The organism is Streptomyces sp. CLV115, assembly GCF_038448545.1.
Lineage (GTDB): Bacteria > Actinomycetota > Actinomycetes > Streptomycetales > Streptomycetaceae > Streptomyces > Streptomyces sanglieri.
The window spans coordinates 53,569-74,182 of sequence record NZ_JBCEWQ010000001.1 but is presented as its reverse complement, the minus strand read 5'-3'; the positions used below and the strand labels follow the sequence as shown (position 1 = coordinate 74,182).

Annotated in this window: 19 protein-coding genes; 4 read left to right on the top strand and 15 right to left on the bottom strand. The window is 70.8% G+C overall.

The features are described 5' to 3' along the window. Positions 1 to 8 precede the first annotated feature (8 nt). Positions 9 to 809: a DeoR/GlpR family DNA-binding transcription regulator gene (locus AADR41_RS00245; protein WP_342279294.1), complete on the bottom strand. Its 801-nt coding sequence runs from the start codon at positions 807 to 809 to the stop codon at positions 9 to 11. Positions 810 to 994: 185 nt separating this feature from the next. Between AADR41_RS00245 and AADR41_RS00240 the strand changes: the two genes are divergently transcribed. Continuing rightward, entirely contained in the window at positions 995 to 1,879 is an 885-nt protein-coding gene (locus AADR41_RS00240) for an SIS domain-containing protein (RefSeq protein ID WP_342279293.1), read from the top strand. On the opposite strand, the gene AADR41_RS00235 is transcribed toward AADR41_RS00240, so the two are convergent. Continuing rightward, complete coding sequence (locus tag AADR41_RS00235; RefSeq protein WP_342279292.1) at positions 1,866 to 2,018, bottom strand: hypothetical protein; 153 nt, start codon at positions 2,016 to 2,018, stop codon at positions 1,866 to 1,868. The two genes, AADR41_RS00240 and AADR41_RS00235, sit on opposite strands and share 14 nt — an antisense overlap. Positions 2,019 to 2,096: 78 nt before the next feature. On the opposite strand from AADR41_RS00235, the gene AADR41_RS00230 reads away from it, so the two are divergent. Then, complete coding sequence (locus AADR41_RS00230) at positions 2,097 to 2,975, top strand: acyl-CoA thioester hydrolase/BAAT C-terminal domain-containing protein (RefSeq protein ID WP_342279291.1); 879 nt, start codon at positions 2,097 to 2,099, stop codon at positions 2,973 to 2,975. On the opposite strand, the gene AADR41_RS00225 is transcribed toward AADR41_RS00230, so the two are convergent. From AADR41_RS00225 to AADR41_RS00180, 9 genes are all read right to left on the bottom strand, one after another. After that, positions 2,957 to 3,544 carry a hypothetical protein gene (locus tag AADR41_RS00225; RefSeq protein ID WP_342279290.1) on the bottom strand — a complete coding sequence of 196 codons (588 nt, stop codon included), beginning with the start codon at positions 3,542 to 3,544 and terminating at the stop codon, positions 2,957 to 2,959. The genes AADR41_RS00230 and AADR41_RS00225 overlap by 19 nt on opposite strands. An 82-nt stretch (positions 3,545 to 3,626) precedes the next feature. Beyond that, positions 3,627 to 4,781 carry a DmpA family aminopeptidase gene (locus AADR41_RS00220; protein ID WP_342279289.1) on the bottom strand — a complete coding sequence of 385 codons (1,155 nt, stop codon included), beginning with the start codon at positions 4,779 to 4,781 and terminating at the stop codon, positions 3,627 to 3,629. A gap of 11 nt (positions 4,782 to 4,792) precedes the next feature. After that, positions 4,793 to 5,473 (bottom strand): 4'-phosphopantetheinyl transferase family protein, encoded by a 681-nt coding sequence (locus tag AADR41_RS00215; RefSeq protein ID WP_342279288.1) that lies wholly within the window; start codon positions 5,471 to 5,473, stop codon positions 4,793 to 4,795. Positions 5,474 to 5,581: 108 nt separating this feature from the next. Then, a complete protein-coding gene (locus tag AADR41_RS00210) occupies positions 5,582 to 6,802 on the bottom strand; it encodes an MFS transporter (protein ID WP_342279287.1) in 1,221 nt (406 codons plus the stop codon). A 6-nt stretch (positions 6,803 to 6,808) separates the two neighbouring features. Further along, positions 6,809 to 8,548, bottom strand: a complete 1,740-nt coding sequence (locus AADR41_RS00200; protein ID WP_446750962.1) for a GNAT family N-acetyltransferase — start codon at positions 8,546 to 8,548, stop codon at positions 6,809 to 6,811. Positions 8,549 to 8,564: 16 nt separating this feature from the next. Next, entirely contained in the window at positions 8,565 to 10,040 is a 1,476-nt protein-coding gene (locus AADR41_RS00195; RefSeq protein WP_342279286.1) for a DUF6271 family protein, read from the bottom strand. Continuing rightward, positions 10,022 to 11,086, bottom strand: a complete 1,065-nt coding sequence (locus AADR41_RS00190) for a phytanoyl-CoA dioxygenase family protein (RefSeq protein ID WP_342279285.1) — start codon at positions 11,084 to 11,086, stop codon at positions 10,022 to 10,024. The genes AADR41_RS00195 and AADR41_RS00190 overlap by 19 nt, the downstream gene beginning before the upstream one ends. 291 nt (positions 11,087 to 11,377) lie before the next feature. Then, complete coding sequence (locus tag AADR41_RS00185; RefSeq protein WP_342279284.1) at positions 11,378 to 12,310, bottom strand: ArsR/SmtB family transcription factor; 933 nt, start codon at positions 12,308 to 12,310, stop codon at positions 11,378 to 11,380. 353 nt (positions 12,311 to 12,663) lie between these two features. Beyond that, positions 12,664 to 13,524, bottom strand: coding sequence for a Gfo/Idh/MocA family protein (locus AADR41_RS00180; protein ID WP_342279283.1), 861 nt, complete (start codon positions 13,522 to 13,524; stop codon positions 12,664 to 12,666). 372 nt (positions 13,525 to 13,896) lie between these two features. Here AADR41_RS00180 and AADR41_RS00175 point away from each other — a divergent pair, with 372 nt between their 5' ends. Then, positions 13,897 to 14,262 carry a PH domain-containing protein gene (locus AADR41_RS00175; protein ID WP_342279282.1) on the top strand — a complete coding sequence of 122 codons (366 nt, stop codon included), beginning with the start codon at positions 13,897 to 13,899 and terminating at the stop codon, positions 14,260 to 14,262. Positions 14,263 to 14,825: 563 nt separating this feature from the next. On the opposite strand, the gene AADR41_RS00170 is transcribed toward AADR41_RS00175, so the two are convergent. Further along, a complete protein-coding gene (locus AADR41_RS00170) occupies positions 14,826 to 15,476 on the bottom strand; it encodes a GOLPH3/VPS74 family protein (RefSeq protein WP_342279281.1) in 651 nt (216 codons plus the stop codon). Between the two features lie 422 nt (positions 15,477 to 15,898). Between AADR41_RS00170 and AADR41_RS00165 the strand changes: the two genes are divergently transcribed. Further along, the gene (locus AADR41_RS00165) at positions 15,899 to 17,083 is read left to right on the top strand and encodes a PucR family transcriptional regulator (RefSeq protein WP_342279280.1); all 1,185 of its coding nucleotides are present in this window, start codon (positions 15,899 to 15,901) and stop codon (positions 17,081 to 17,083) included. Between the two features lie 39 nt (positions 17,084 to 17,122). Here AADR41_RS00165 and AADR41_RS00160 read toward each other — a convergent pair whose 3' ends face one another. From AADR41_RS00160 to AADR41_RS42750, 3 genes are all read right to left on the bottom strand, one after another. Next, a complete protein-coding gene (locus tag AADR41_RS00160; protein WP_342279279.1) occupies positions 17,123 to 18,523 on the bottom strand; it encodes a carboxylesterase/lipase family protein in 1,401 nt (466 codons plus the stop codon). A gap of 117 nt (positions 18,524 to 18,640) precedes the next feature. Beyond that, positions 18,641 to 19,495 (bottom strand): alpha/beta hydrolase family protein, encoded by an 855-nt coding sequence (locus AADR41_RS00155; RefSeq protein ID WP_342279278.1) that lies wholly within the window; start codon positions 19,493 to 19,495, stop codon positions 18,641 to 18,643. A gap of 758 nt (positions 19,496 to 20,253) precedes the next feature. Next, entirely contained in the window at positions 20,254 to 20,478 is a 225-nt protein-coding gene (locus tag AADR41_RS42750; protein WP_446750961.1) for a hypothetical protein, read from the bottom strand. Positions 20,479 to 20,614: the final 136 nt, after the last annotated feature.

Genomic DNA, 20,614 nt, shown 5'->3' with positions numbered 1-20,614 from the left:
GCCGGCACTCAGACCGCGACGACCGTGACTCCGGCCTCGGTGAAACGGGCGGTCGCCTCGGGGGTGATCCCCTCGTCGGTGACCAGGAAGTCGACCTGGCTCAGATCGCAGACCCGGGCGAAGGCCCGCCTGCCGATCTTCGAGGAGTCGGCGGCCACGACCACGCGCTGGGCCTGCTGGGCGAGCAGGCGGTTGATACTGGCCTCGCCCTCGTGATGGACGTAGGCACCGCGCTCGGTGTCGATCGCGTTGACACCCAGCACGGCGACGTCCAGCGTGATCTCGCCCAGCACCCCACTGGCCAGCGGGCCCGTCAGCTCGTACGACTGCGGCCTGGCCACTCCGCCGGTCACCACGATCTTGATCTGCGGACGGATCACCAGCTCGTTGGCGATGTTGAGGGCGTTGGTGACCACGGTCAGGGTCGGCTGTCCGCCCATCCCGGTCGCGCCTTCACCCACGACGTCGGAGCGCACCGCCAGCGAACGGGCCACCTCGGTCAGCGTCGTGCCGCCGGTCAGTCCCACCACCTCGCCCACCGCCACCAGTTCGGAGACCGCGCGGCCGATGGCCTGCTTCTCCGGGGCGTGGCGGCCGGTCTTGTAGCGCAGGGCCAGTTCGTAGCTGACGCCGTGCGCCACCGCACCGCCGCGGGTTCGGGTGAGCAGCTGCTGCTCGGCGAGCTGGTCCAGGTCGCGGCGGATGGTCGCGGCCGAGACGTCCAGCGTCGTGGCGGCGTCCTCGACGTCCACCCGGCCGTTCTTACCGACGAGTTCCAGCAGCGCGTTCCACCGGGCATCCCTGGACAAGGCAACTCTCCTCACGGGCCCGGGCTTCGGGCACCCATCCCCTTGGGTACGGTCACCGGACACGCGCAAGCGTCGCACAAGGCACCACTCAGTCAAGCATTCTGCACGCGGGATGCTTGATAATGCTCGTAGAGCGCGTATAGCGTGCGTAAACGAGCATCTCACTACGAGTACGGAGTGCAAAAGTGTCATTTGTCGAGATCGAGACAGCCAGTCAGCCGGAGTGCTGGCGTCGCGCCGCCGAGCTGGCCGAGACGCAGTCGGCCGCGCTTCCCGCCACCGGCGAGCGCATCGCGGTCGTCGGCTGCGGCACCTCGTTCTACATGGCCCAGGCGTACGCCGCGCTCCGTGAGGGGTCCGGTCAGGGCGAGTCCGACGCCTTCGCAGCCTCGGAGTTCCCGTTCGGCCGCGGCTACGACCGGGTCGTCGCCCTCACCCGCTCGGGGACCACGACCGAGGTGCTGGAACTGCTCGAACGGCTCCGGGGCGGCACCCGTACCGTCGCCATCACCGCCGACCCGAACACTCCGGTCATGACGGCGGCCGACGACGTCGTCGTACTGGAGTTCGCCGACGAGCAGTCCGTGGTGCAGACCCGGTTCGCCACCACCGCGTTCACCCTGCTCCGTGCCCACCTCGGTCTGCACACCGAGGAAGCGGTGCGCGACGCGGAGACCGCGCTGGCCGAGCCGCTGCCCGAGGGCCTGGTGGAGTGCACCCAGTTCTCCTTCCTCGGCCGCGGCTGGACGGCGGGGCTCGCCAACGAGGCGGCGCTGAAGATGAAGGAAGCGTCGCTGTCCTGGACCGAGTCGTACCCCGCGATGGAGTACCGCCACGGTCCGATCAGCATCGCCACCGCCGGCACCGCGACCTGGATGTTCGGCACCGCCCCCGAGGGACTCGCGGAGCAGGTGCTGGCGACCGGCGCCCGCTGGGTGGACAGCGACCTGGACCCGCTGGCCGACCTGGTGCGCGTGCAGCGGCTGGCGATCGCCCGGGCCGTCGCCCGCGGTCTGGACCCGGACAGCCCGCGCCACCTGACGCGTTCCGTCGTGCTCACGGACGCCTGACCGTCCGATGCACATCGTCGAGCGCGTCTTCCGCGATCCCGGCGGAGGCGACCCGGGCGGAGGCGACCCCGGTGAGGTCGGCCCGGGTGCGGGCGCTCGCGGTGAAGGCACACGCGGGATTGCCGGCGGAACCCCTCACGAAGCCCCGCACCGGGGCGTTCGCGAGGGGTTCCTCGCCAGGCCCCCGCACGGCCCGGCCGGCGACCCGGAGGCCGGGGTGCTCGTGCTCTCCGGGTCCAGCGGACGGATCGAGGAGGAGCGGTGCCGGATCCTGGCCCGGGAGGGCATGGCCGCCCTGTCGGTCCGCTGGTTCGGCGGCTTTGGGCAGCCGCCGGGCATCTGCGAGGTCCCGCTGGAGACCTTCAAGCCCGCGATCGCACTGCTGCGCGCGGGCGGAGCACGGCGGATCGGCGTGCTCGGTACGTCCAAGGGCGCGGAGGCCGCCCTGCACCTGTCGGTGCTGCTGCCCGGAGTCGACGCCGTGGTGGCGCTCTCGCCCACGTCGCTCACCTGGGCGAACGTCGGACCGGGAGAGGACGGACGGGACCGGCCCCAGCGGTCCTCGTGGACCTGGCGCGGTGAGCCGCTGCCGTTCGTCCCGTACGACGACTCCTGGACGCCCACGCCCGCACGGCCCGAGGGCGGTCCGGTCGCGATCCGCGGCTGGTACGAGCAGAGCCGGCGCACGTTCGCCGATCGCGTCGACGCGGCGGGAATCCCGGTGGAGAGATCCGGTGCGGATCTCGTCCTGGTCGCGGGCGGCGACGACGCGATGTGGCCTTCCCTGCCCTGCGCGGAGGAGCTGGCCGCCCGTCGCAGGGCGGCCGGACTGCCCGTACGGGTCGTCGGCGACCCCGGCGCGGGCCACCGTCCGCGCCTGCCCGGCGAGGGCCCGGCGCCCGCCTCCGCACAGTTCCGCCACGGGGGTTCAGCCGCGGCGGACGCGGCGCTCGGGGCCGCCGCCTGGCCGCACATCCTCGACGCGCTCCGCGGCCCGTACGGCCCGTACGGAGGGCCGGGCGGGGACCGGCGGGCGGGACGGCCGTCGGCCCCGCCCACCGGACCGCTCGGCCGGGGTCAGGACTCCTCGAAGTAGGCGTCCAGCACCGCGTCGAGCTCCGCCGCCCACCCCTTGAGGCTGCTCCTGGCCGGCGCCTCGACCTCGGCGTTGAACCACCTCCGGGTCGACATATGGACCGTGACGGTGAACCGGCGGCCGAACCGGGGCAACTTCACCTCGACGGCGCCGATCTCGTCCCACCGGAAGTCGGCTTCCTGGTCGTCCAGCCGGAACCGGACCCCCGCACGGTCCACGGCGATCGAGCCCCGGCGGTCGCTCACCTCGAACGAGGGACCGTCCGCCGCGTCCTTGCCGTCCGCCGCCGCCTTGCTGTCTCCGTCGTCGTCGGAGGCGTCACCGTCGGGAGCGGCGTCGTCGGCCGATCGCTCCTGCGCCGCTTCCGGCTCCGCCCGGCCCTGCTCCGGGTGGTCGTGCTCCGGCTCTTCCTGCTCCGCCTGTTCGGGTTCTGTGTCCTCCAGGTCTGGCTGCTCCAGGCTCGTGTCCGGTTTCCTGGCCGTGACGGGGGCCGTGAGACCGGGGATGAACGCCGGGTCTGTCCCTGCGGCGTATCCGGGCTGAGTGTTCGGATCTATGCGCTGCTCCACGGCGGGCAGTATGGCCGACGAACCTGTACCCGGCCAACGAGCCCGCCGCGAAGCGGCTGTGAGCGCCCCCGGTCGGGTGGGGCTACGAGACGGCTCCGCGCGCCGTCAGGAGTTCGGCCACCCGGTCCAGCGGGAGCGCCGGGACGTGGTGGCCGGCCCGGCCGGTCATCGGCTGCGCGCCGGTGAGCACATTGAGCACCGCCTCCTCCACCGACTCGACCACCGCGCCGTAGAAGGGGTCCATCCGGCCCCAGGGCACGAAGCGCATCGACTCGTACGGAGCACTGCCGTCGTTCTCCGGGAACGTACTGGTCAGCGCGGACGGGTTGGCCGTGGAGAAGGCCAGGAACAGGTCTCCGGAGAAGTGGCTGCCGGTGGTGCCGGTACGGGCCAGGCCGAGCGTCACCCGGCGGGCCAGCGCCTTGCACTGACCCGGCAGCAGCGGTGCGTCGGTCGCCACCACCACGATCACCGAGCCCGCGCCGGGCGGCACCGGGCGCTCCTCGTCGGCCGTCGCCCCAGGGGCCGTGCGGGGGGCGGTCGACCCGGCCGGGTCGGCGAGTTCGCGGCCCACCGGCACACCGGCCACCACCAGTTCGCGCAGTGCGCCGAAGTTCGCCTGGACGAAGGCTCCGACGGTGTACCGGTCCTCGCCGTACTCCACCACGCGCGAGGCGGTGCCGGAGCCGCCCTTGAAGCCGTAGCAGCGCATGCCCGTCCCGCCGCCGACGCATCCCTCCTCGACCGGGCCGGAGGCCGCCGCCTCGATCGCTTCCGCCGCGTGGCGGGACTCCACGGCCGCGCCGTGGATGTCGTTGAGGTGACCGTCCCAGGTCTCCGTGACGACCGGCAGCAGCCACTCCGGCGCCATGCCCCGGCAGTTGGCGCGGACCCACTCGACCACGCCCCGGTGCACCGGGCCGACCGCGTACGTATTGGTGACGACCACCGGAACGGCGAGCGAGCCGGTCTCCTCGATCCACGCGGTGCCGGTCATCTCGCCGTTGCCGTTGAACGAGTGCCAGCCGGCCGCGCAGGGGGTTCCCACACCGTCCCGGCCGCGCGGCAGCAGCGCGGTCACTCCGGTGCGTACGTCGTCGCCGTCGACGAGGGTGACGTATCCGACCTCGACGCCGGGAACGTCGGTGATCGCGTTCCACCGCCCGGGCTCGCCGTTCAGGGAGATGCCCAACTCGCGTGCGCGCCTGCGCTCTTCGCCCGGGTGGTCTTCACTCATGCGGACAGAGATTACGGTGCGGGGGTGCTCTCCACAACGATCGCGGTCAGCAGCAGACCGCCCTCGGACAGCCAGCGGCCGCTGAAGACCGCGGGGACCGCGGGCGCTCCCGCACCGGCCGCCGGCTCCAGGTCGGAGGTCAGGATCTCGGCGCTGAAGCTGCCGTCCATCCGGAGCTCGATGTCGGCCTCCTCGAAGCCCAGCCAGCGGTGGGTGAGCGGGAACCAGGTCTTGTACACGGCCTCCTTCGCGCTGAACAGCAACCGGTCCCAGTTGATCCCCGGTTGTTCCAGGCACAGTTCGCGCTCGCGCCGCTGCTCCGTCGCCAGCGCGATGCTGCCGTGCACGTCTTCGGGGAGCGGCGCGTCGCACTCGGCGTCGATGCCGACGGAGCGCACGTCCGCCCGGTGGGCCACGACGGCGGCGCGGTAGCCGGTGCAGTGGGTCAGGCTCCCGACCGTGTTCTCCGGCCAGAGCGGGGCACCGCGCGCGCCCTTGAGGATGGGGACGGGAGATATGCCCAGCGATCCGAGGGCGAGGCGGGCGCAGTGCCGCGTCGTGGCGAACTCCCCGCGGCGCTTGGGCACGAAGCCGCGGGTCAGCTGCTCCTCGGCGGGCAGGAGCACGGCATCGGGCAGGTCGGAGAACGCCTCTGCCACCGCTACCCGGGACGGTAGAATTTTCTCGATCATGGTCTCCCCTTACCGGCTGGACAGCACCATCCTGCCTGGTGCCGGGAGCTCGCCCAACCGGCCGGGGCCACCCAGGTCGTGCCCACGGCCGGGGCTCGGGGCCGGGGCTCAGATCTCGGGGCTCAGGACCCGGGGTTCCGACCCGGCGAGACCCGGCCAGCGGATCCGTGTGGCGCACAGGGACACCAGGATCGCCGAGGCGGCGACGGCGCCCATTCCCCAGACCAGGCTGCCGGCGCTCGCTATGAAGCCGATCAGCGCGGGCCCGGCCAGCAGGCCCGTCGTTCCCATGGCGGCCACCAGGGCCAGCGCGTCCGTGCCCTGCGCCGCCGCCGCCACATAGATGCAGGGCGTCACGGCCGCGACGCCCAGGCCGACGCAGGCGAACCCGATCAGGGTCGGCACCACCCCGCCGGCCAGCAGGGCGAGCGCCAGCCCGGTTCCGGCCACCACACCGCCGACCCGGACGATGCGCCCGTCGCCCCAGCGGCTGCGCCAGCCGTCGGCGAAGACGCGGGCCAGCACCATCATGACCGAGACCACCGCGATGCCCATGGGTGCCAGTTCCGCCGCCGCGTCGACCACGTCCTTCATGTAGAGGGCGGACCAGTCGTTCATGGCGCCTTCGGTGATGGTGCCGAACACCATCGCGAAGCCCATCCATATCGTCACGCGGGACGGCATGCTCAGCCTGCGGCGGCGCTTCTCCCGGGCGGGATCCTCGGTGGGCGTACCGGCCGGGGATCCGGCCGGGGACTGCTGGTCCTCGGTCAGCAGCCCCGACCTGGTCAGTCCGACCAGCAGGAGCAGCAGGGCCGCTGCCACAGCGAAGTGCACCGTGACGTCCGTGGTCAGCAGGTTCACACCGGAGGCGAGGAGCGCGGCGAACAGGGAACCGGCGCTGAAGGTCGCGTGCAGTTTGGCCATGGTGGTGCGCCGGTAGACGACTTCGAGCGCGGCGCCCTGGGCGTTCATCGCGACGTTCAGGCTGCCGACGGCGATCCCGTCGCAGCAGATGACGACGAGGGCGACCGGATAGCTGGGTGCGGCCGACAGCGCGAGCAGGAGCAGGCTCAGGACCACGGCCGACAGGACCGCGAGTCGTCGTGAGCCCATGCGCCTCATCAGTATCGCCACGAGGGGGAACGACGCGGCCGCGCCCGCGCCGCAGGCCATCAGCAACAGGCCCAGTTCCGCCTCCGACAGGTCCAGCCGGGTCTTGATGGCGGGGAGCCGTGATGCCCAGGTCGCGTACTGGAATCCGAGAAAACAGAACAACGCTGCGATCGCGAGCTGCGCTCGGCGGAATTGATCGGTAACGCCAGACATCGGCAATCAGCCCACTTCGTCTTCCAGAGTTGCCCGATGCGAGGACGCACGGACGGGATTCGTTCTCCTGCTGTGGGCGCCGGGCACCGCCCGGGACATGTACACCGCGTCCGCGCCGTATCCCGGCGGGGGTGCGACCTCCATATGGGCCCGGTATCCGTTCGCCGCCCAGAAGGTTTCGCTGCCCAGGACGGCGACCAGGGAGATTTCCTCGTACCCCTTCGCCCCCGCTGTCCCGGAGAAATGCCGCAACAGGCTCTTCGCCAGGCCTCGGCCGCGGAATTCCTCGGCTATGACGAGATCGTGCAGATGCAGATTGCGCGAATGGAAGACGATGTCCTCCGTCCGGTTCAGGTCCGGGTACTCGAACATCGGATAGGGCAGTGCCAGCAGATAGCCCACGGTCCGGTTCCCGAGGTCCAGTACGAAGCAGGTGGCGGGCGAGGCCTTGGCCCGGGACTCCAGGGCCGCCCGGCCTTCCGAGAGCCCGGCAGCGGTGTACGCACCGGCCTCCAGTGCCGCGACGGCGTCCCAGTCACGCTCAGAGATACGGCGTATGCACACGTCACGGCCCATCTGTCCGCCCTCGACACAGGTGTACGGAAGGGGATCGAAACCGTTGAATCCCTGGGTCATGTAGCCGGTGGCGTAGGCGCCGCTGGAGAGAATCCAGACCGGGTCTCCCGAGGCGGCCGACCGGGGCACGGAAACACGATTGTGCCGGTGGTCGTAGGCGTCGTCGCTGTCGCAGGTGGGGCCCGCGACAACGGCCCGGACCTGTTCCGTTCCTGGGTGCGAGGGGAACAGCAGCCGGTACTGCAACTGATCCATTTCGTAAAGGCCGTTGAATTTTCCGCAGCTCAGATAGAGCCAGTGTTCGCGTGCGCCGTCGATCTGTCTCCGGGAGGAGAGCCGGGACACATGTGCCCTGATCACGCCGTGGTCGGCGACCAGATGACGGCCCGGTTCCATGACGAATTCCAGCGGGCTTTCCGAGACCGCCCCGAGGTGCTGGATTCCTTCCCGGATCACAGCGAACATCTTGTCCAGCGGAGGTTCCAGCGGGATTCCCCGGCTGTCGAGATAGCCGGCGGCAGGCAGGCCGCCGCCGAGATTGATGTGGTCCGGGAAGATGCCTCGGCGGTTCAGGTCCGTGAGCACATCGGCGATGCGCTCGAAGGCGTCCTGCCAGGCCTCCGATGTCATCTGCTGCGAGCCGACGTGGACGGACAGGCCGGCCGGCGTCAGTCCGGCCGCCCGGGCGGCCTCCATGACGAGTACCGCGTCGGTTCCGGAGCAGCCGAACTTCCGGCTGAGGCCCCAGAGTGCGCCGTCGCCGGTGGTGGCCAGTCTGCAGAAGACCCGGGATCCGGCGGCGTGGGCCGCTGTCGCCGCCACGTCCTCCAGGCTGTCGGTCGCGAAGGTCCGCACGCCGAGGCGGTGGGCTTCGGCGATGTTCTCGTCGGACTTGATGGTGTTGCCGTAGTGGATCCGGTCGGCCGGCACACCGGTCCGGAGGGCCTGCGCGATCTCGTTGGGGCTCGCCGCGTCGAACCCGGACCCCTTCTCCGCGAGCCGGGACAGGACCTCGTCCACGGGGCAGGACTTCATGGCGAACCGGACGGAGATGCCGGGCAACTCCCGTAACAGTGAGTCGTATTGCGCTTCGATTCCGGCGAGATCGAAGACGATCAGGTCCTCGTCGGCGGCTTCCAGCGCGGCGCGTGTATGGGCGTTCAGATGCATGATGATCCGGGCCCGCCTAGTGGCTCGACCGGTGAACGGCGGTGGATGCGCCCGGCCGGTGGACACCACCGGACGTGGCCGGGCGGTGGACTCCGGCGGATGCGTCCGGACCGTGGACGGCGGTGGATGCGACCGGGCCGTGGGCTCCGCCGGACGTCGCCGGTCCGTGGACTCCGGCGGATGCGTCCGCACCGTGGACGGCGGTGGATCTACTCGCCCGGACCAGGGAGTGCCAGGCCTCGGTCAGCAGCGCGAAGTGCTCGATGTCCGCCTGGGCCTCTTCGAGCAGCTGCCGGCCCCGCGATGCCAGGGTCTCGGCGAACTCGGCGTATCTGCCGCCCAGTCGGCGGTAGGAGCGTTCGATGACCTCCAGCCGGTGCACGTTCTCCTCACGGTCCGCCCCGGCGCTCTGCCTCGCCAGCCCGGCCACCGTTTCCGGGCGTAGGCGGAAGTCGTCGTCGAGCAGCGCGGCACCGGCCGCCGCCATCCGCTCGTAGATGAAGTTGAAGTAGAGCATCGACAGGAAGAACTTGGTGAACCTCAGCTGATAGGCCATGAATCCGGCGTCGGTGCGCCGCTCGGCCGTGTAGTGGTTCACGATGTTGCGGTTGTGCAGCACGCCGGGGAGTGTGCCGTCGTGCACCAGGTGCATCAGGAAGTAGTCGCTGCCGATGGTGTCGGTCGCGGGTGGCAGTGGCACCCGCTCGTACACCTCGTCCAGGAAGCTGATGTTGCACATGTCCACCCGCATGGGATCGACATGGGTCAGGGTCGAGCGGTCGCGGACGAACGGATCGGTGCCCGCTCCCCGGAAGGACTCCTCGACCAGTTCCCGTTTCTGCTCGTCCGACCAGTGGCGAGGAGCCCACAGGCTGACGACGTCGTGGTAGATGCCGTTGTCCAGCCGGGACATCTCGCCGATGTCCACCGACAGTTCGCCCACGAAGGAACTGCCGACCATCGCCACCGGTTTGGCCGAGTGTGCCGGGTCGAGCACCGTCTCGGAGACACCGCCCGCCGCGTCGGCCGCGGTCTTCCCGAGCGACGTCAGCTCATGATGGATCGGAAAGACCGTCTCGCCGTTCAGAACCTGATACGTGCTGTCGGAGTCCCTGCGGTGCACCGAACGGCAGCCGAGCGCGGCAGCGATCAGGAACGCACGGTTGGTGCAGGCACCGTAGGAGACGCCGGACGGGAGCATGAGGTCGAGCAGCAGATCCGGCTCGGCGGCACCGGAGCGCCGGATGGCCCGGCGCAGGAAGTCCCGCTGTTGTGTTTCGTCGAGGTGGTGCGTGATCACGTTCGGGGCCCGCCGGGCCTTGGCGACCACTTCGGCATGCTCGGCGAACGCGTCCTTTCCGGAGGAGTCCAGGATCAGCAGATGCACCTCGGCACCGAAGTGGCCGGCCGCGTGATCCGCCTCCTCGCCGATGTCGCAAATCGCGGCGGCACAGGGCCTGTTGGTCGGGAGGGTCAGACAGATACGGCGCATGCCGGCTCTCCCTCCGACTCTTCGGGTTCCCGCTCGTTCCAGGAGGTCAGCCCCAGTAGCCGCTCGCCGAGGCCGGTCAGCGCGGCGGTGCCGTACCTGAGGGATTCGTGCCGGATGGCATCGCCGACCAGCGTCTTGTTCCAGTCCGGTGTGCTGAGCCGGCGCCACGACTCGATCCGGGACCGCCTCAGGTCTTCGTGCGATTCGAGCGCGGGCATCATGGAGAGGTACTGCACCGCGCGCACCCCGTTCTCCGAGGTGTTGCGTGCCACCCCGTGCGCGAGCAGCCCGTTCCAGATGAGCAGGTCCCCGGCTCTCAACTCGGGCCGTACCACGGGGAAATCGCTCCGGTCGGCGTCCGGCCTGATCGGGTCGCGGTCCGCCGGCTGGGCGGTCTTCCACTCCTCGAACCGGCGGAACAGCTCGGGCGAGCACTGGAAGCCGCCCAGCTCGGGCCGGGTGTCGTTGAGCGCGATGATCCCCTGGACCCTTTGCGGCAGAACGCCGAGGGTGGTGTCGACATCCCAGTGCAGCTCGATGTCGAAACCCTTGTCCGTGGGCGCGATGAGCGCACGGTCGCGGTTCTTGATGTTGGGCGGATTGAGATTGAGCCGGTCCAGTGTCACCCACAGCTCTTCGCAGTCCCAGACGTCGACGAACGCGTCATACACGCGCCGGGCCTGCCGGCTGTCCCAGATGAGCTGGTGGTGGTACGCCTCGACGAAGCCGTAGACATGCAGCTCCCGGTCCAGGTCGTCGCGGAACGGCCGGTCCTCGTACCAGCTCTCGGGCCGTGCCGGGTCGAGCCCCTGGAAGTCCCAGGTGAACTCCAGCAGACGCCGGGCCGCCGCGGCGGGAATGGCCTCCCTGACGATGACGTACCCGTAGGTCTGCCAGAAGTCGAAGTCCTCCTGGGACAGCACCCGGAGCTCCTGCGACTTGCGGATGTCCCTCAGCGGCGTCTGCGTCAGATACGCCTCGCCGTCCGAGCTGAAGTAGGGGAGGTCCGAGGGGGCTCGATGCAGATACGGGGTGGGCGTCGGCATGCAGTCACTCCAGGCTCGAAGTTCTCGGTGGCTGAGCGGACCGGCCGCTCCCCCAGCGCATCCGGTCCGGGCACATCACCGCGGTGGGTGCCGGGGAACGGCCTCGGCGCGGCCGCCGTGACCGGCGGGCGTCGGAGCGTGCCACGGGCCCGACCCGAGCAGTTCCCCACCTCGACCCTTGTCGACAGCAGTGGGGCGGACAAGCCTTTCGGTGTACGCCGAATCACCTCGAAAGGCCTTCTGACAAACGGTTTTGACATGTCATCAGACATGCGTGGAGGTGTACCGGCCTCACTGATTCATCAGGCACTGCGTGAGCGTGACGCCCGAACGGTTCAGCTCGTACAGGACGCGGGTGCCGGCCCGGTGGCGTTGCACGACGCCTGCGGAGACAAGGGCCGAGAGGTGCTGCGAGACCGTGCTCGCGGCCAGTCCCAGCTGGTCGGCGAGCGCGGAGGTGGTGATCGGTACGGCCAGCTCACGGACCACGGACGCACGCCCTCGGCCCAGCAGGATCGCCAGCCGGTCCTCGCGCGGGGACTGCGCGGCACCACCCCGTTCCGGACCGGTGTGCAGGAGTCCCGCTCCCCGCGCGGCGAAGGCGACCACGGTCCGCCCCGCGGCGACCGACCACCAGTGGGTGCCGTCCGCGAAGAGCATCGGCACCGCGGTCACCCGGTCCGCGCCGTCCGTGCGCTCGACCGGGAGTCCGAGATCGCGGAGCAGCGCCGCTCCCCCGCCCATCGCCAGGGTGCGCGAGCGGAAGAGGATCTCCTCCTCCAGGCTGCGGGCCAGACCGCCCCCGCGCGGCTCGATCGCGGCTCGCCAGAAGTTGGCCAACTCAACGGACAAGTACCGTAATTGCACCTCCGGATCGCGGATCAGAGCGGCGATCGGGGGATCGTCGAAGGCCTGCGGGTATTCGCGGGCAAGCTCGTCACGGACGAGCCCGGCAGGTGTGCGCGCCAGGCCGTCCAGTTCGTCCGCGACATTCGCCTTCCGGGAGGTGACACCCCCGGTCAGGAACGAGGGAATGCGCCCGCGCGTCCGGGCCAGGGCGACCATCGACCTCACTCGCGGCGTCAGCGCGCCGTGCGCCTCGCGGGCCCAGGAGGAGTGGGGCCAGGGGACGTCGGGGCCGAACCGGACCAATAGCGCGGCGGCCCCGAACGCCTGCCACAACTCACACAACGCCAGCCGCACATCGGATAACTGTCGGTCCATCAATTCCCCACGGCAGAAGCACGTGACGGCTCGAACATGAACCCCGCCCATTCATTGTGGTCCAGACCAATGATGAACGAGCTTTCGGCAACTGTCCGGCGACTGTCAAGGATCTTGTGCTTCAGGTCACACCGGCATCACTCATGGCGAACCGACGCGCGCGTATCGTGATCCCGCCAGGTCGATTGACGTACGGGATACGCCTGTCGGACCGAATCCCTTCGCCTGCCGGTAACCCGTGCGGGCATCACGAAGCACCGCGCCACCGGGGCCACCGGGGCCACCGGGGCCACCGGGGCCACCGGGGCCGGCGGAGCGGCTGAGCGGTGGAGCGGTGGAGCGGTGGACCCGGCTCAGCGAGCGTCTGAGGACGCCTCGCGCAGGGCGATGGCGACGGACTCCAGCACCTCGATGGGGCGGAGCAGGTCCCCGTAGCCGATCGGCGGGGTGCCCGTGCGCGCCATCTCCAGGAACACTTCGAGGCCGGGTACGCAGTAGTCCGCACCCGGGGTGAGGGTCTGCTGGACCATGCTCTGCCGGGTGAACGTCATCGCATGGAAGGGAACCTGATCCGCGCTGCCCGGCCTGACGAGGTTCACGACGACACGGGTGGCACCGGCGGTGAACGAGGCGACGACCGTGGTGCCGGTGATGTCGGTGCGGACGCCGGAGATCTCGCCGGGGGCGAGCCTGAGCGCGATGTCCACCGCGTGGATGCCGTAGAAGAAGATCCCGCCGTGGTCGCCGTCGGGATCCGCCGGACCGGACACCACGACCAGCTGCGGCGCGCCTCCCTGCGCCGACCGGGCCACCAGCGCTTCGGTGTCGGGAATCCAGCGCAGTGCCGAGGAGGAGGTGAGCGGCGCGTCGTGGGCACGTGCGGTGTCGATCATGGCCCGGGCGTCCGCGACGGTGCGGCTGAGGGGCTTGTCGACGAAGACCGGAAGGCCCGCGGCCAGGAAGGGGATCGCCTGCTGCCGATGGTTCGCACCGTCCCGGTCCGCGACGACGACGGCGTCGACCAGCCCGAGCAGACCGGCGGGCTCGTCGACGACCGCCGCGATCCCGCCGGCGGCCGCCAGCGCGTCGTTGCGCCGGCCTCGACCACCACCGAGCGCCACCACGCGCGCGTCGCCGCCGGCCTTCTCGACGTTGAGGTGGCGGACGATCTGGTCGACGTGGCTGTTGTCGGTGCCGACGATCCCGATGCGCATCCGGAGAGCTTCCCTTCGAGGTGACAGGCTCGGGCCGGTCCGGCGGTTCATGGCCGAAGTCGCCCGGCCGATGCGGCGCGGCGCGGCGCACAGTCGAGTTTCGCACAGCCTCCCAGGCGTCCGAGATCCCGCCGAAGAGCAGGTCACAGGCCCATCGGGGGGCTCCCCCGCTCGCACCGTGCCGGTACGAAACCTCCGCAACCGCGCTGTTCGAGACCGGGCCGGATCGAGTCGGCTCCGGGCTGGTCGGCGTTGTCAAGGCCGTCGGCACTGACGAGCGGGGCCTCACAGCGCTGGGGAACTCGCCTGTGAACTCACCCGTTCACTGAACGACCGAAGGACGGAACGGCAGAACGACAGACGGGGACCGCAGTGGCACTGTTCGGCAACGCGCACACCATCGATCCGGGCAAGGCGGCGCGGGAGTACGCCCGGCTGCTCGGCCAGGGCGAGCAGGTCCACGGCGCCTATCAGCTGATACGGGACGCCATCCTGCTCACGAGCCAGCGCATGATCCTGATCGACAAGCAGGGGCTGACCGGCAAGAAGATCGAGTACCACTCGCTGCCGTACCGCAGCATCACGCACTTCTCCGTGGAGACGGCAGGCCACTTCGACCTGGACGCCGAACTGAAGATCTGGGTGTCGGGGAGCGCGACACCGATCGAGAAGACCTTCACCAAGGGGGTCAACATTTATGAGGTGCAGGCGATTCTGACGCAGTTCGTCGCGCGCTGACCGCCGGCCGGTCATCAGGCCTTCGTCTCCGCGAATCGCCCACCCGCACGCTCGTCGAGGGCGGCTCCTTCGAGATCATCGACCTCCCCCGGCCCGACCTGGGCACTTCCCCGAGCGCGACATCGTCCGGACCGACATCGACATCGACACCATCGCCTCCGGAGGCGGCGGCTTCCACTGCTCCCCACACGACGAACCGGGCAAGCCGCTCGACTGCCCCACCCCACGGAGCAACCGCATCCGCGGTGCGAGCCCGGCCGGAACAGGTTCCGGGGAAGCCCGGGGAGGCCCGGCGAGCCCGTCGGGAGCGATCACTGTCGGCCGGATCGACGACGGGGTCGGTGACCTCGGCAAGGCGCGGTACACCTTCCGGCGTCCGGGTTCGGCGGCGGACTCGTAGTCGGCCGGGCGCGCCCGGACAGCCGGGGATCCGAAATCACTGTTCACGCCCCCGGTTCACCCGGTCCCTCACACCATCCGCTGTCGACATCAGCGGACAGTCCACGACACCGGGCAGGTGCCCACCGCGGCCGGATCTCCGTACGGGCCGGGCACACGGCCCGTCAGACACCTCGCCAGATGTTGTCGAAGGCCGCCTGTTCCACGTCCCGCCGCTGCCGTACGGCCGCAAGCTCCAACTCCGCGTCGCCGACCGCGGCCAGCACCGCCTCCACACCGTCCGGCAGTTCAACGGGCTCAGCGGCGTCCTCAGAGCCACCGGAGCCACCGGCGTCGTAAGCGTCGGCGGCGGATTCGTCGTGAATTCGTACGGCCGCCACCAGAGCGGTGAGTACGGGATCCTCCGCCGCCAGCCGGCCGGTCGCGCGACGGCGCTCGGGCGAATCGACGAGCGTGGGCTCACTGCCCGCCCGGAACGGCAGCCTGCGGCCCCGCTGCCGGGTGAGCAGCCCCTCCTCCTCCAGAGCGGCCCGGTACACCGAGGACAAGTCGCGTCCCCGCCGCCACAGCCAGTCGTCCACGGACTCGTACGGCTCCTCCCGCACCAGCGCCGAAGCAGCGGCCCGCAACAGCGCGTCGTCGGGAGCATCCGCGTCGGCCGGCACGATGTGGTCGCCTTCCAGTTCGGCGGCCCCGGCGTCGACCAGGTCGATCAACTCGGCTCCCGCGAGCCCGAGCGACAGCTCGCCCCGGCCCGGCGGCCGGCCGGATGCCGCGTCCAGGGCTACGAGCATCAGGTCACGCGGTGTGGTCATGGTCAGCTCCTGGTGTCTGCGGTCGCGGACCGGGACGGCCGACAGGACCCGATGTGGTCGCGGAACGATACGCTGCGGGCCGCCCCGCAGCCACACAGTACGGCCCGCGTCTCCTGCCCCACTCCGTCCGCCGTTCAGACGGCGAGCCCACCCCGGATCGGGAAGGCGCACTCCGGGCGACGGGCGATCGTGGTGGGCCGGCCGGGGGGAGTCGGCGATCGTTGACCGAACCGCTGACGACTGCGTGGAAGGACCGGCACCGTTCAGGAGATACCCAGGCCTGACGTCCCACATGACGTCGCCTGTCTCGCCGACGAGTCGGCGGCCGGGAGCAGTTCGGGGACACGCCCGACGCACTGCCCGCGCCGCCGGACCCGGGACTCCGATTGACGGCACGGCCGGGGCGGTGTGACGATGCGCCGATGTCGGACCTGCACGCCCGGATGGCTGCCCGGGTCGGTGACCTCACGGCCGTCGTGGTCGCGCGCTGCGCGGCGGAGGCGCCGTTCTACGGGGCGCTGCCCCGCGCCACCCTCCAGGGCGAGGTCGCGCGGTCCATCGCGGCGGTGCACGCGCTGTTGCTCAGGGCACTGCGCGACGGCGGCGGCGGGGGTCCGTTGGGGCCGGGCGATCTGACCCGGCTCATCGAGTGGTCGGCGCGCCGGGCCGAGGAGCGCGTCCCCCTGGAGGCGGTGATATCCGCGTACCTGATCGGCGCCGAGGTGTGGTGGCAGACGCTGACCGAGGTCGCGGAGCCCGGTGAGCTGGCCGGGGCGGGCGGCAAGCTGCTCGCCTGCCTGCACGCCGCGCTGCCCGCGGTCGTCCTTGCCCATCAGAACGCCCGGGAAGACCTCCACAGCGAGGACAAGCGCGTACGGCGGGCCCTGCTCGGCGCCCTGCTGGAAGGACGGCCGTACGAGGAGCTGGCGGGTGTGGCGCGGGTGGCCGTGGTGGGTGAGCACGAGGTGGTTGCCTTCGCGTTCGAGTCCGACCCGCCGAGCAGATTGGTGCAGTCCTCGCTCGACGCCTTCACCGGGATCCCTGTGCTGATGGACCACGTCGCCCGGATCGCCTTGTTGCCGGGCAGGCCCGACGTGCCGGGCCTGGTGGCCCGGCTGGAGAAGGACGTGGGGCAGCCCGTGCGCGCCGCCGCCGCCCGCTCCTCCGTACCGGCGGCCATCTCCTCGGCGGCGCAGGAGGCCGGCCGCGTGCTGGATCTCGTCCGGCGCCTGGGACGCCCGCCCGGGTGCTACCGCCTCGACGACGTGCTGCTGGAGCACCAGCTCGCGCGCCCCGGGGACGGCCTGGTGCGGCTGGCGGCCAAACTCGACCCCTTGGAGGAGCATCCGTACCTGCTCGAAACGCTGCGCGTGTTCGTGGAGCGGGGGCTCAACCGCCGCCGGACGGCGTCGGAGCTGTGCGTCCACCGCAACACCCTGGACTACCGGTTGCAGCGAGTGAGCGCGCTGACGGGCCTCGACCTCGCGGTTCCCGCGCAGGCGCGGCTGATCCAGGCGGCGCTCGTCGCCAGGGACCTGGCCGGGCCCGCGGATCACCGCGGGGTCATCGGCCCGCAGGGATCCGCAGGAGCGGCGGAAAACGGCTGAACCACGGCCGGCGTCGGCGAGCGCTCGGCCCGTCATCTGTCAGAGCCAGGCGCCGAGTTCCTCGTGCCGGGGTGCGAGGACCAGGCCGGCGCCGGGGTGGTCGAAGACCATGACGGGCCGGTCCGCGTTCCAGCCGGACCAGCCCGGCTGTCCGGTGGTGGCGAAGGCGACCCAGGCCCGGTGCATGGCGTCGGCCAGTGGCTGGGGCGCGCCGGGCCCGGTCAGGTCCTCGGCGGCGCGCAGGTTGTCGAAGACGAAGCCGAGTTCCAGCGCATGGCACGCGCCGAGTCCCATCACGGGCGATCGCCAGCAGAATTCGTAGACGAAGGTGCGGGCGGGCCGGGAGTCTGCCAGGCGGTTGAGCGGCCCCCGCAACAGCAGGTCGGTGGCCATCTCTCCCAGGATCTCACCGGGTTTGGCATGCGGCCGGGTGGCTCGGTACAGGCGTGCCACGCGTTGCGGGACACGGATCTTCAGCAGTGCCAGCCGCAGGGTGAGCCGGCTGATCCGGTCCACGGTTCCGCCGGGTACGAACCACAGCCGGTACTCCTCCCGGTTGCAGCCCAGCAGCAGGTCGGCCTCGGGAAGGGGCGGGGCGGCGGGCACCACGTCGTCGTCGACCACGATGTGGAAGCCGGGACCGCCGCCGATGGGGTCGGACCGGTCGACGACGGCGGCCTGCGCGTCCAGCAGCAGGTCTCGGTCCACCGCCGCGAACGCCTCGGCGGTGGCCGGGATCCGCAGTCGCTTCGCCATCGACCGTACGGTCTTCGCGCCCTCGCGGCGCGACACCGTGTGCGGCGGGCCGCTCTGCAGGATCGCCCGGTGGAACAGCCCGGCCGCGCCGGGGCTGGTCATGAGGGCCGCGACGCTGATCGCGCCGGCGGACTCCCCGAACACGGTGACGTTCGCCGGATCTCCGCCGAAGGCGGAGATGTTGTCGCGGACCCAGATCAGGGCCGCGATCTGGTCGAGGAGGCCCCGGTTGACGGGGGCGTCGGGGAAGACCCCGAACCCCTCGACGCCGAGCCGGTAGTTGACGGAGACGAGGACCACCCCGTCGCGTGCGAAGGCGCCCCCGTCGTAGAGCGGCAGGCTCGCCGAGCCGTTGCGCAGGGAACCCCCGTGGATCCAGACCATGACGGGCAGCCGGCCCTCACCGACGGACGGGGTCCAGACGTTGAGGTTGAGACAGTCGTCCCCGGCGATGCTCGGATCGGGTATCAGCCGGTCGAGGGGCGGGCGGTAGGGGCGTTTGGGGGCGGTCGGCCCGTACTCCAGAGCGTCTCGTACCCCTTCCCAGGGCTCGACCGGGGCGGGAGCGCGGAAGCGGTGGGCGCCGAAGGGCGGGGCGGCGTAGGGGATGCCGCGGAAGGTGGCGATCCCGTTGTGGAAACGGCCTCGGACCTTGCCCTGCCCGGTGGTCGCGATGAGGTCCATGGCAGTCCTTCCATGTGCGAACGGGGGCCGCCCGCCCCCGGTCGCGAGAGTGTCAGGGGCGGGCGGCGTGGATCGGGACGGCCGCCGGTCACGGCAGAAGGGATCTCCGGGAGCGGGTCACTGGCTTGCGAGGCCGTTGCGGCGGACGTCGGACCAGGTGCCGCTGTCGGTGCAGATCCCGCAGTCGGCCCCGAAGAACTGTGCCCTCGCCGTCTGGTCCCCCATCAACTGTGCCTTGAACCAGGCAGTGGTGGGCGCGGCGAACGGGCCGGGGTCGCCCACGACCGTGAAGTGATCGGCGCCGCGCAGTTCCCCGTAGATGGCCGGGATGTGGTCGGCGTCGTTGTAGAAGGCCTTGACCAGGAAGGGGAAGACGATGCTGTCCTTCTGCCCGGCCAGGAGGAGCGCGGGTACGTGGACGTTGTCGATGTTGGCGAGTGGCCCGGGCTGGATGGGCAGGATGGTGTCGATGCGCGGGTCCGCGCCGACGACGATGGCGGCGGCCCCGCCCTGCGAGTGACCGGACGCACCGATGTGCTCAAGGTCGACACGGTCGTGGAAGGGGCTGGCCGGGTCGGCGTTGCGACGGGTGAGCAGGTCGATCCCGGCGCGCATGGAGATGCCGAGGTTGGACTGCGGGGTGTTGGCAGCGGCGACGATGAAGCCCTGGCTGGCCCAGTGGAGCAACAGTTCGCGGTAGACGACCGGGAAGGCGAAGGTGCCGTTTCCCCACACGATCACGGGGTGGCGGCGGTCGCTGGTCGCGATGTCACGCGGGTAGTACAGGGTGGTCACCACCCCGACCTCCACCGCCGTGGCGTAGGGGCCGGGAGCGCCGTAGTCGGCCGCGGCCGCCTCGGTACTGGAACCGGCGGGGGAACCGGTGGACGCCGCTGCCGCTCCCGCGCCGGCGGAAGCCGTCAGCAGGAGCATGAGCGCGGTCAGGGGGACGAGCAGTTTTCTCCAGAGCACAGCGGACTCCCGATGTCGTCACGGTGAACTGGATGTTTCATCCGGCTCACACCTTGTCTGATCGCACATCCTGAAGCACGGTTCGAGACCCGTCTCTGCGCAATCGCGGCAAGCAGCGACGTCGGAGTTTGTGCAACATGCCGAGAGGCCTGAGCCCGGTGAGGCTGCCATGCTCGATTCCGCCGTTACGCCGCAGAGCCCGCCGCCCGGCCCCGAGGGGAGAACGCCGGGAACGGAAGAGCCCTGCGCATCGTCCTCCCTCATGATCTGCGCGGTCAATCATGTGACGCCTCGTCGGAACGAGCGCCACATGAGCGCCACGAGCGTCATCTCAGCACCGGCACAACGCCCGCAGCGCCCGCACTGCACGTCATGCATGCGGGTAAGCCACAGGTCAGGAGCCCTTCGCGGCCGGCGCAAGGATCACCACGCACTCCACATGGTGCGTCCCGACGTGACAACCTCAACGAACTCATCACCGTCGCCGTGAGCAGCGAGCCACCCCGCGCTTCACAGCGGCCGACTTGCACGGCCTGAGGTGGGCGTGGTCGAGGAGGTCGACGGCCGGTGGACGCAGCCGGCCCAGCGCGGCCTCCTCCCCCTACGCACTTCCTGCGGTTGTGATGAGCCGGGTCCGCGAGGAGCCCTCGGCCGCCGTCGATTCGCGCTCCTGACCAGCCGTTTCGTAGCCGCTCCGAGTGGGCGTGGTGGTTCCTCCGCCTCAGGCCCGGGGCATTTCCTCGACGGGCGGTGGTTCACTACGTGTTTCCGAGGATCGGGAAGAGTGCGCGGGCGACTTCAGGGTCCGGCGCGACCAAGATGCCGTCCGCTGTCACCAGGGCGGTGGAGGGATCCTCTTCGGTGGCGATCGAGCCTGTTGTGGAGATCCTGCGGGCCTCGGTTCCCGCGACGCGGGCGAGTACCCGCAAGGGAGTCCCCGGAGGGACGGGGCTTCTGTGGCGCATCCGGAGGGAGATGGTCACGCCCAGGTGTCCGGCGGCGGCGCAGGCTCACCCCATGAGTGCGTCGAGGAGCATGGCGCTGACGCCGCCGCGGCCGAAGCCGGGCGGTCCCTCATGGGCGATGCGAGGAGCCGCCGTCCGGCGGGGCCGCCGTCGG

Excerpts from the sequence above, each read along its gene's own strand:
- AADR41_RS00185 (WP_342279284.1), bottom strand. The coding sequence starts at position 12,310 with ATGGACCGACAGTTATCCGATGTGCGGCTGGCGTTGTGTGAGTTGTGG.
- AADR41_RS00165 (WP_342279280.1), top strand. The coding sequence starts at position 15,899 with ATGTCGGACCTGCACGCCCGGATGGCTGCCCGGGTCGGTGACCTCACG.
- AADR41_RS00215 (WP_342279288.1), bottom strand. The coding sequence starts at position 5,473 with ATGATCGAGAAAATTCTACCGTCCCGGGTAGCGGTGGCAGAGGCGTTC.
- AADR41_RS00200 (WP_446750962.1), bottom strand. The coding sequence starts at position 8,548 with ATGCATCTGAACGCCCATACACGCGCCGCGCTGGAAGCCGCCGACGAG.
- AADR41_RS00210 (WP_342279287.1), bottom strand. The coding sequence starts at position 6,802 with ATGTCTGGCGTTACCGATCAATTCCGCCGAGCGCAGCTCGCGATCGCA.
- AADR41_RS00180 (WP_342279283.1), bottom strand. The coding sequence starts at position 13,524 with ATGCGCATCGGGATCGTCGGCACCGACAACAGCCACGTCGACCAGATC.
- AADR41_RS00170 (WP_342279281.1), bottom strand. The coding sequence starts at position 15,476 with ATGACCACACCGCGTGACCTGATGCTCGTAGCCCTGGACGCGGCATCC.
- AADR41_RS00190 (WP_342279285.1), bottom strand. The coding sequence starts at position 11,086 with ATGCCGACGCCCACCCCGTATCTGCATCGAGCCCCCTCGGACCTCCCC.
- AADR41_RS00160 (WP_342279279.1), bottom strand. The coding sequence starts at position 18,523 with ATGGACCTCATCGCGACCACCGGGCAGGGCAAGGTCCGAGGCCGTTTC.
- AADR41_RS00220 (WP_342279289.1), bottom strand. The coding sequence starts at position 4,781 with ATGAGTGAAGACCACCCGGGCGAAGAGCGCAGGCGCGCACGCGAGTTG.
- AADR41_RS00195 (WP_342279286.1), bottom strand. The coding sequence starts at position 10,040 with ATGCGCCGTATCTGTCTGACCCTCCCGACCAACAGGCCCTGTGCCGCC.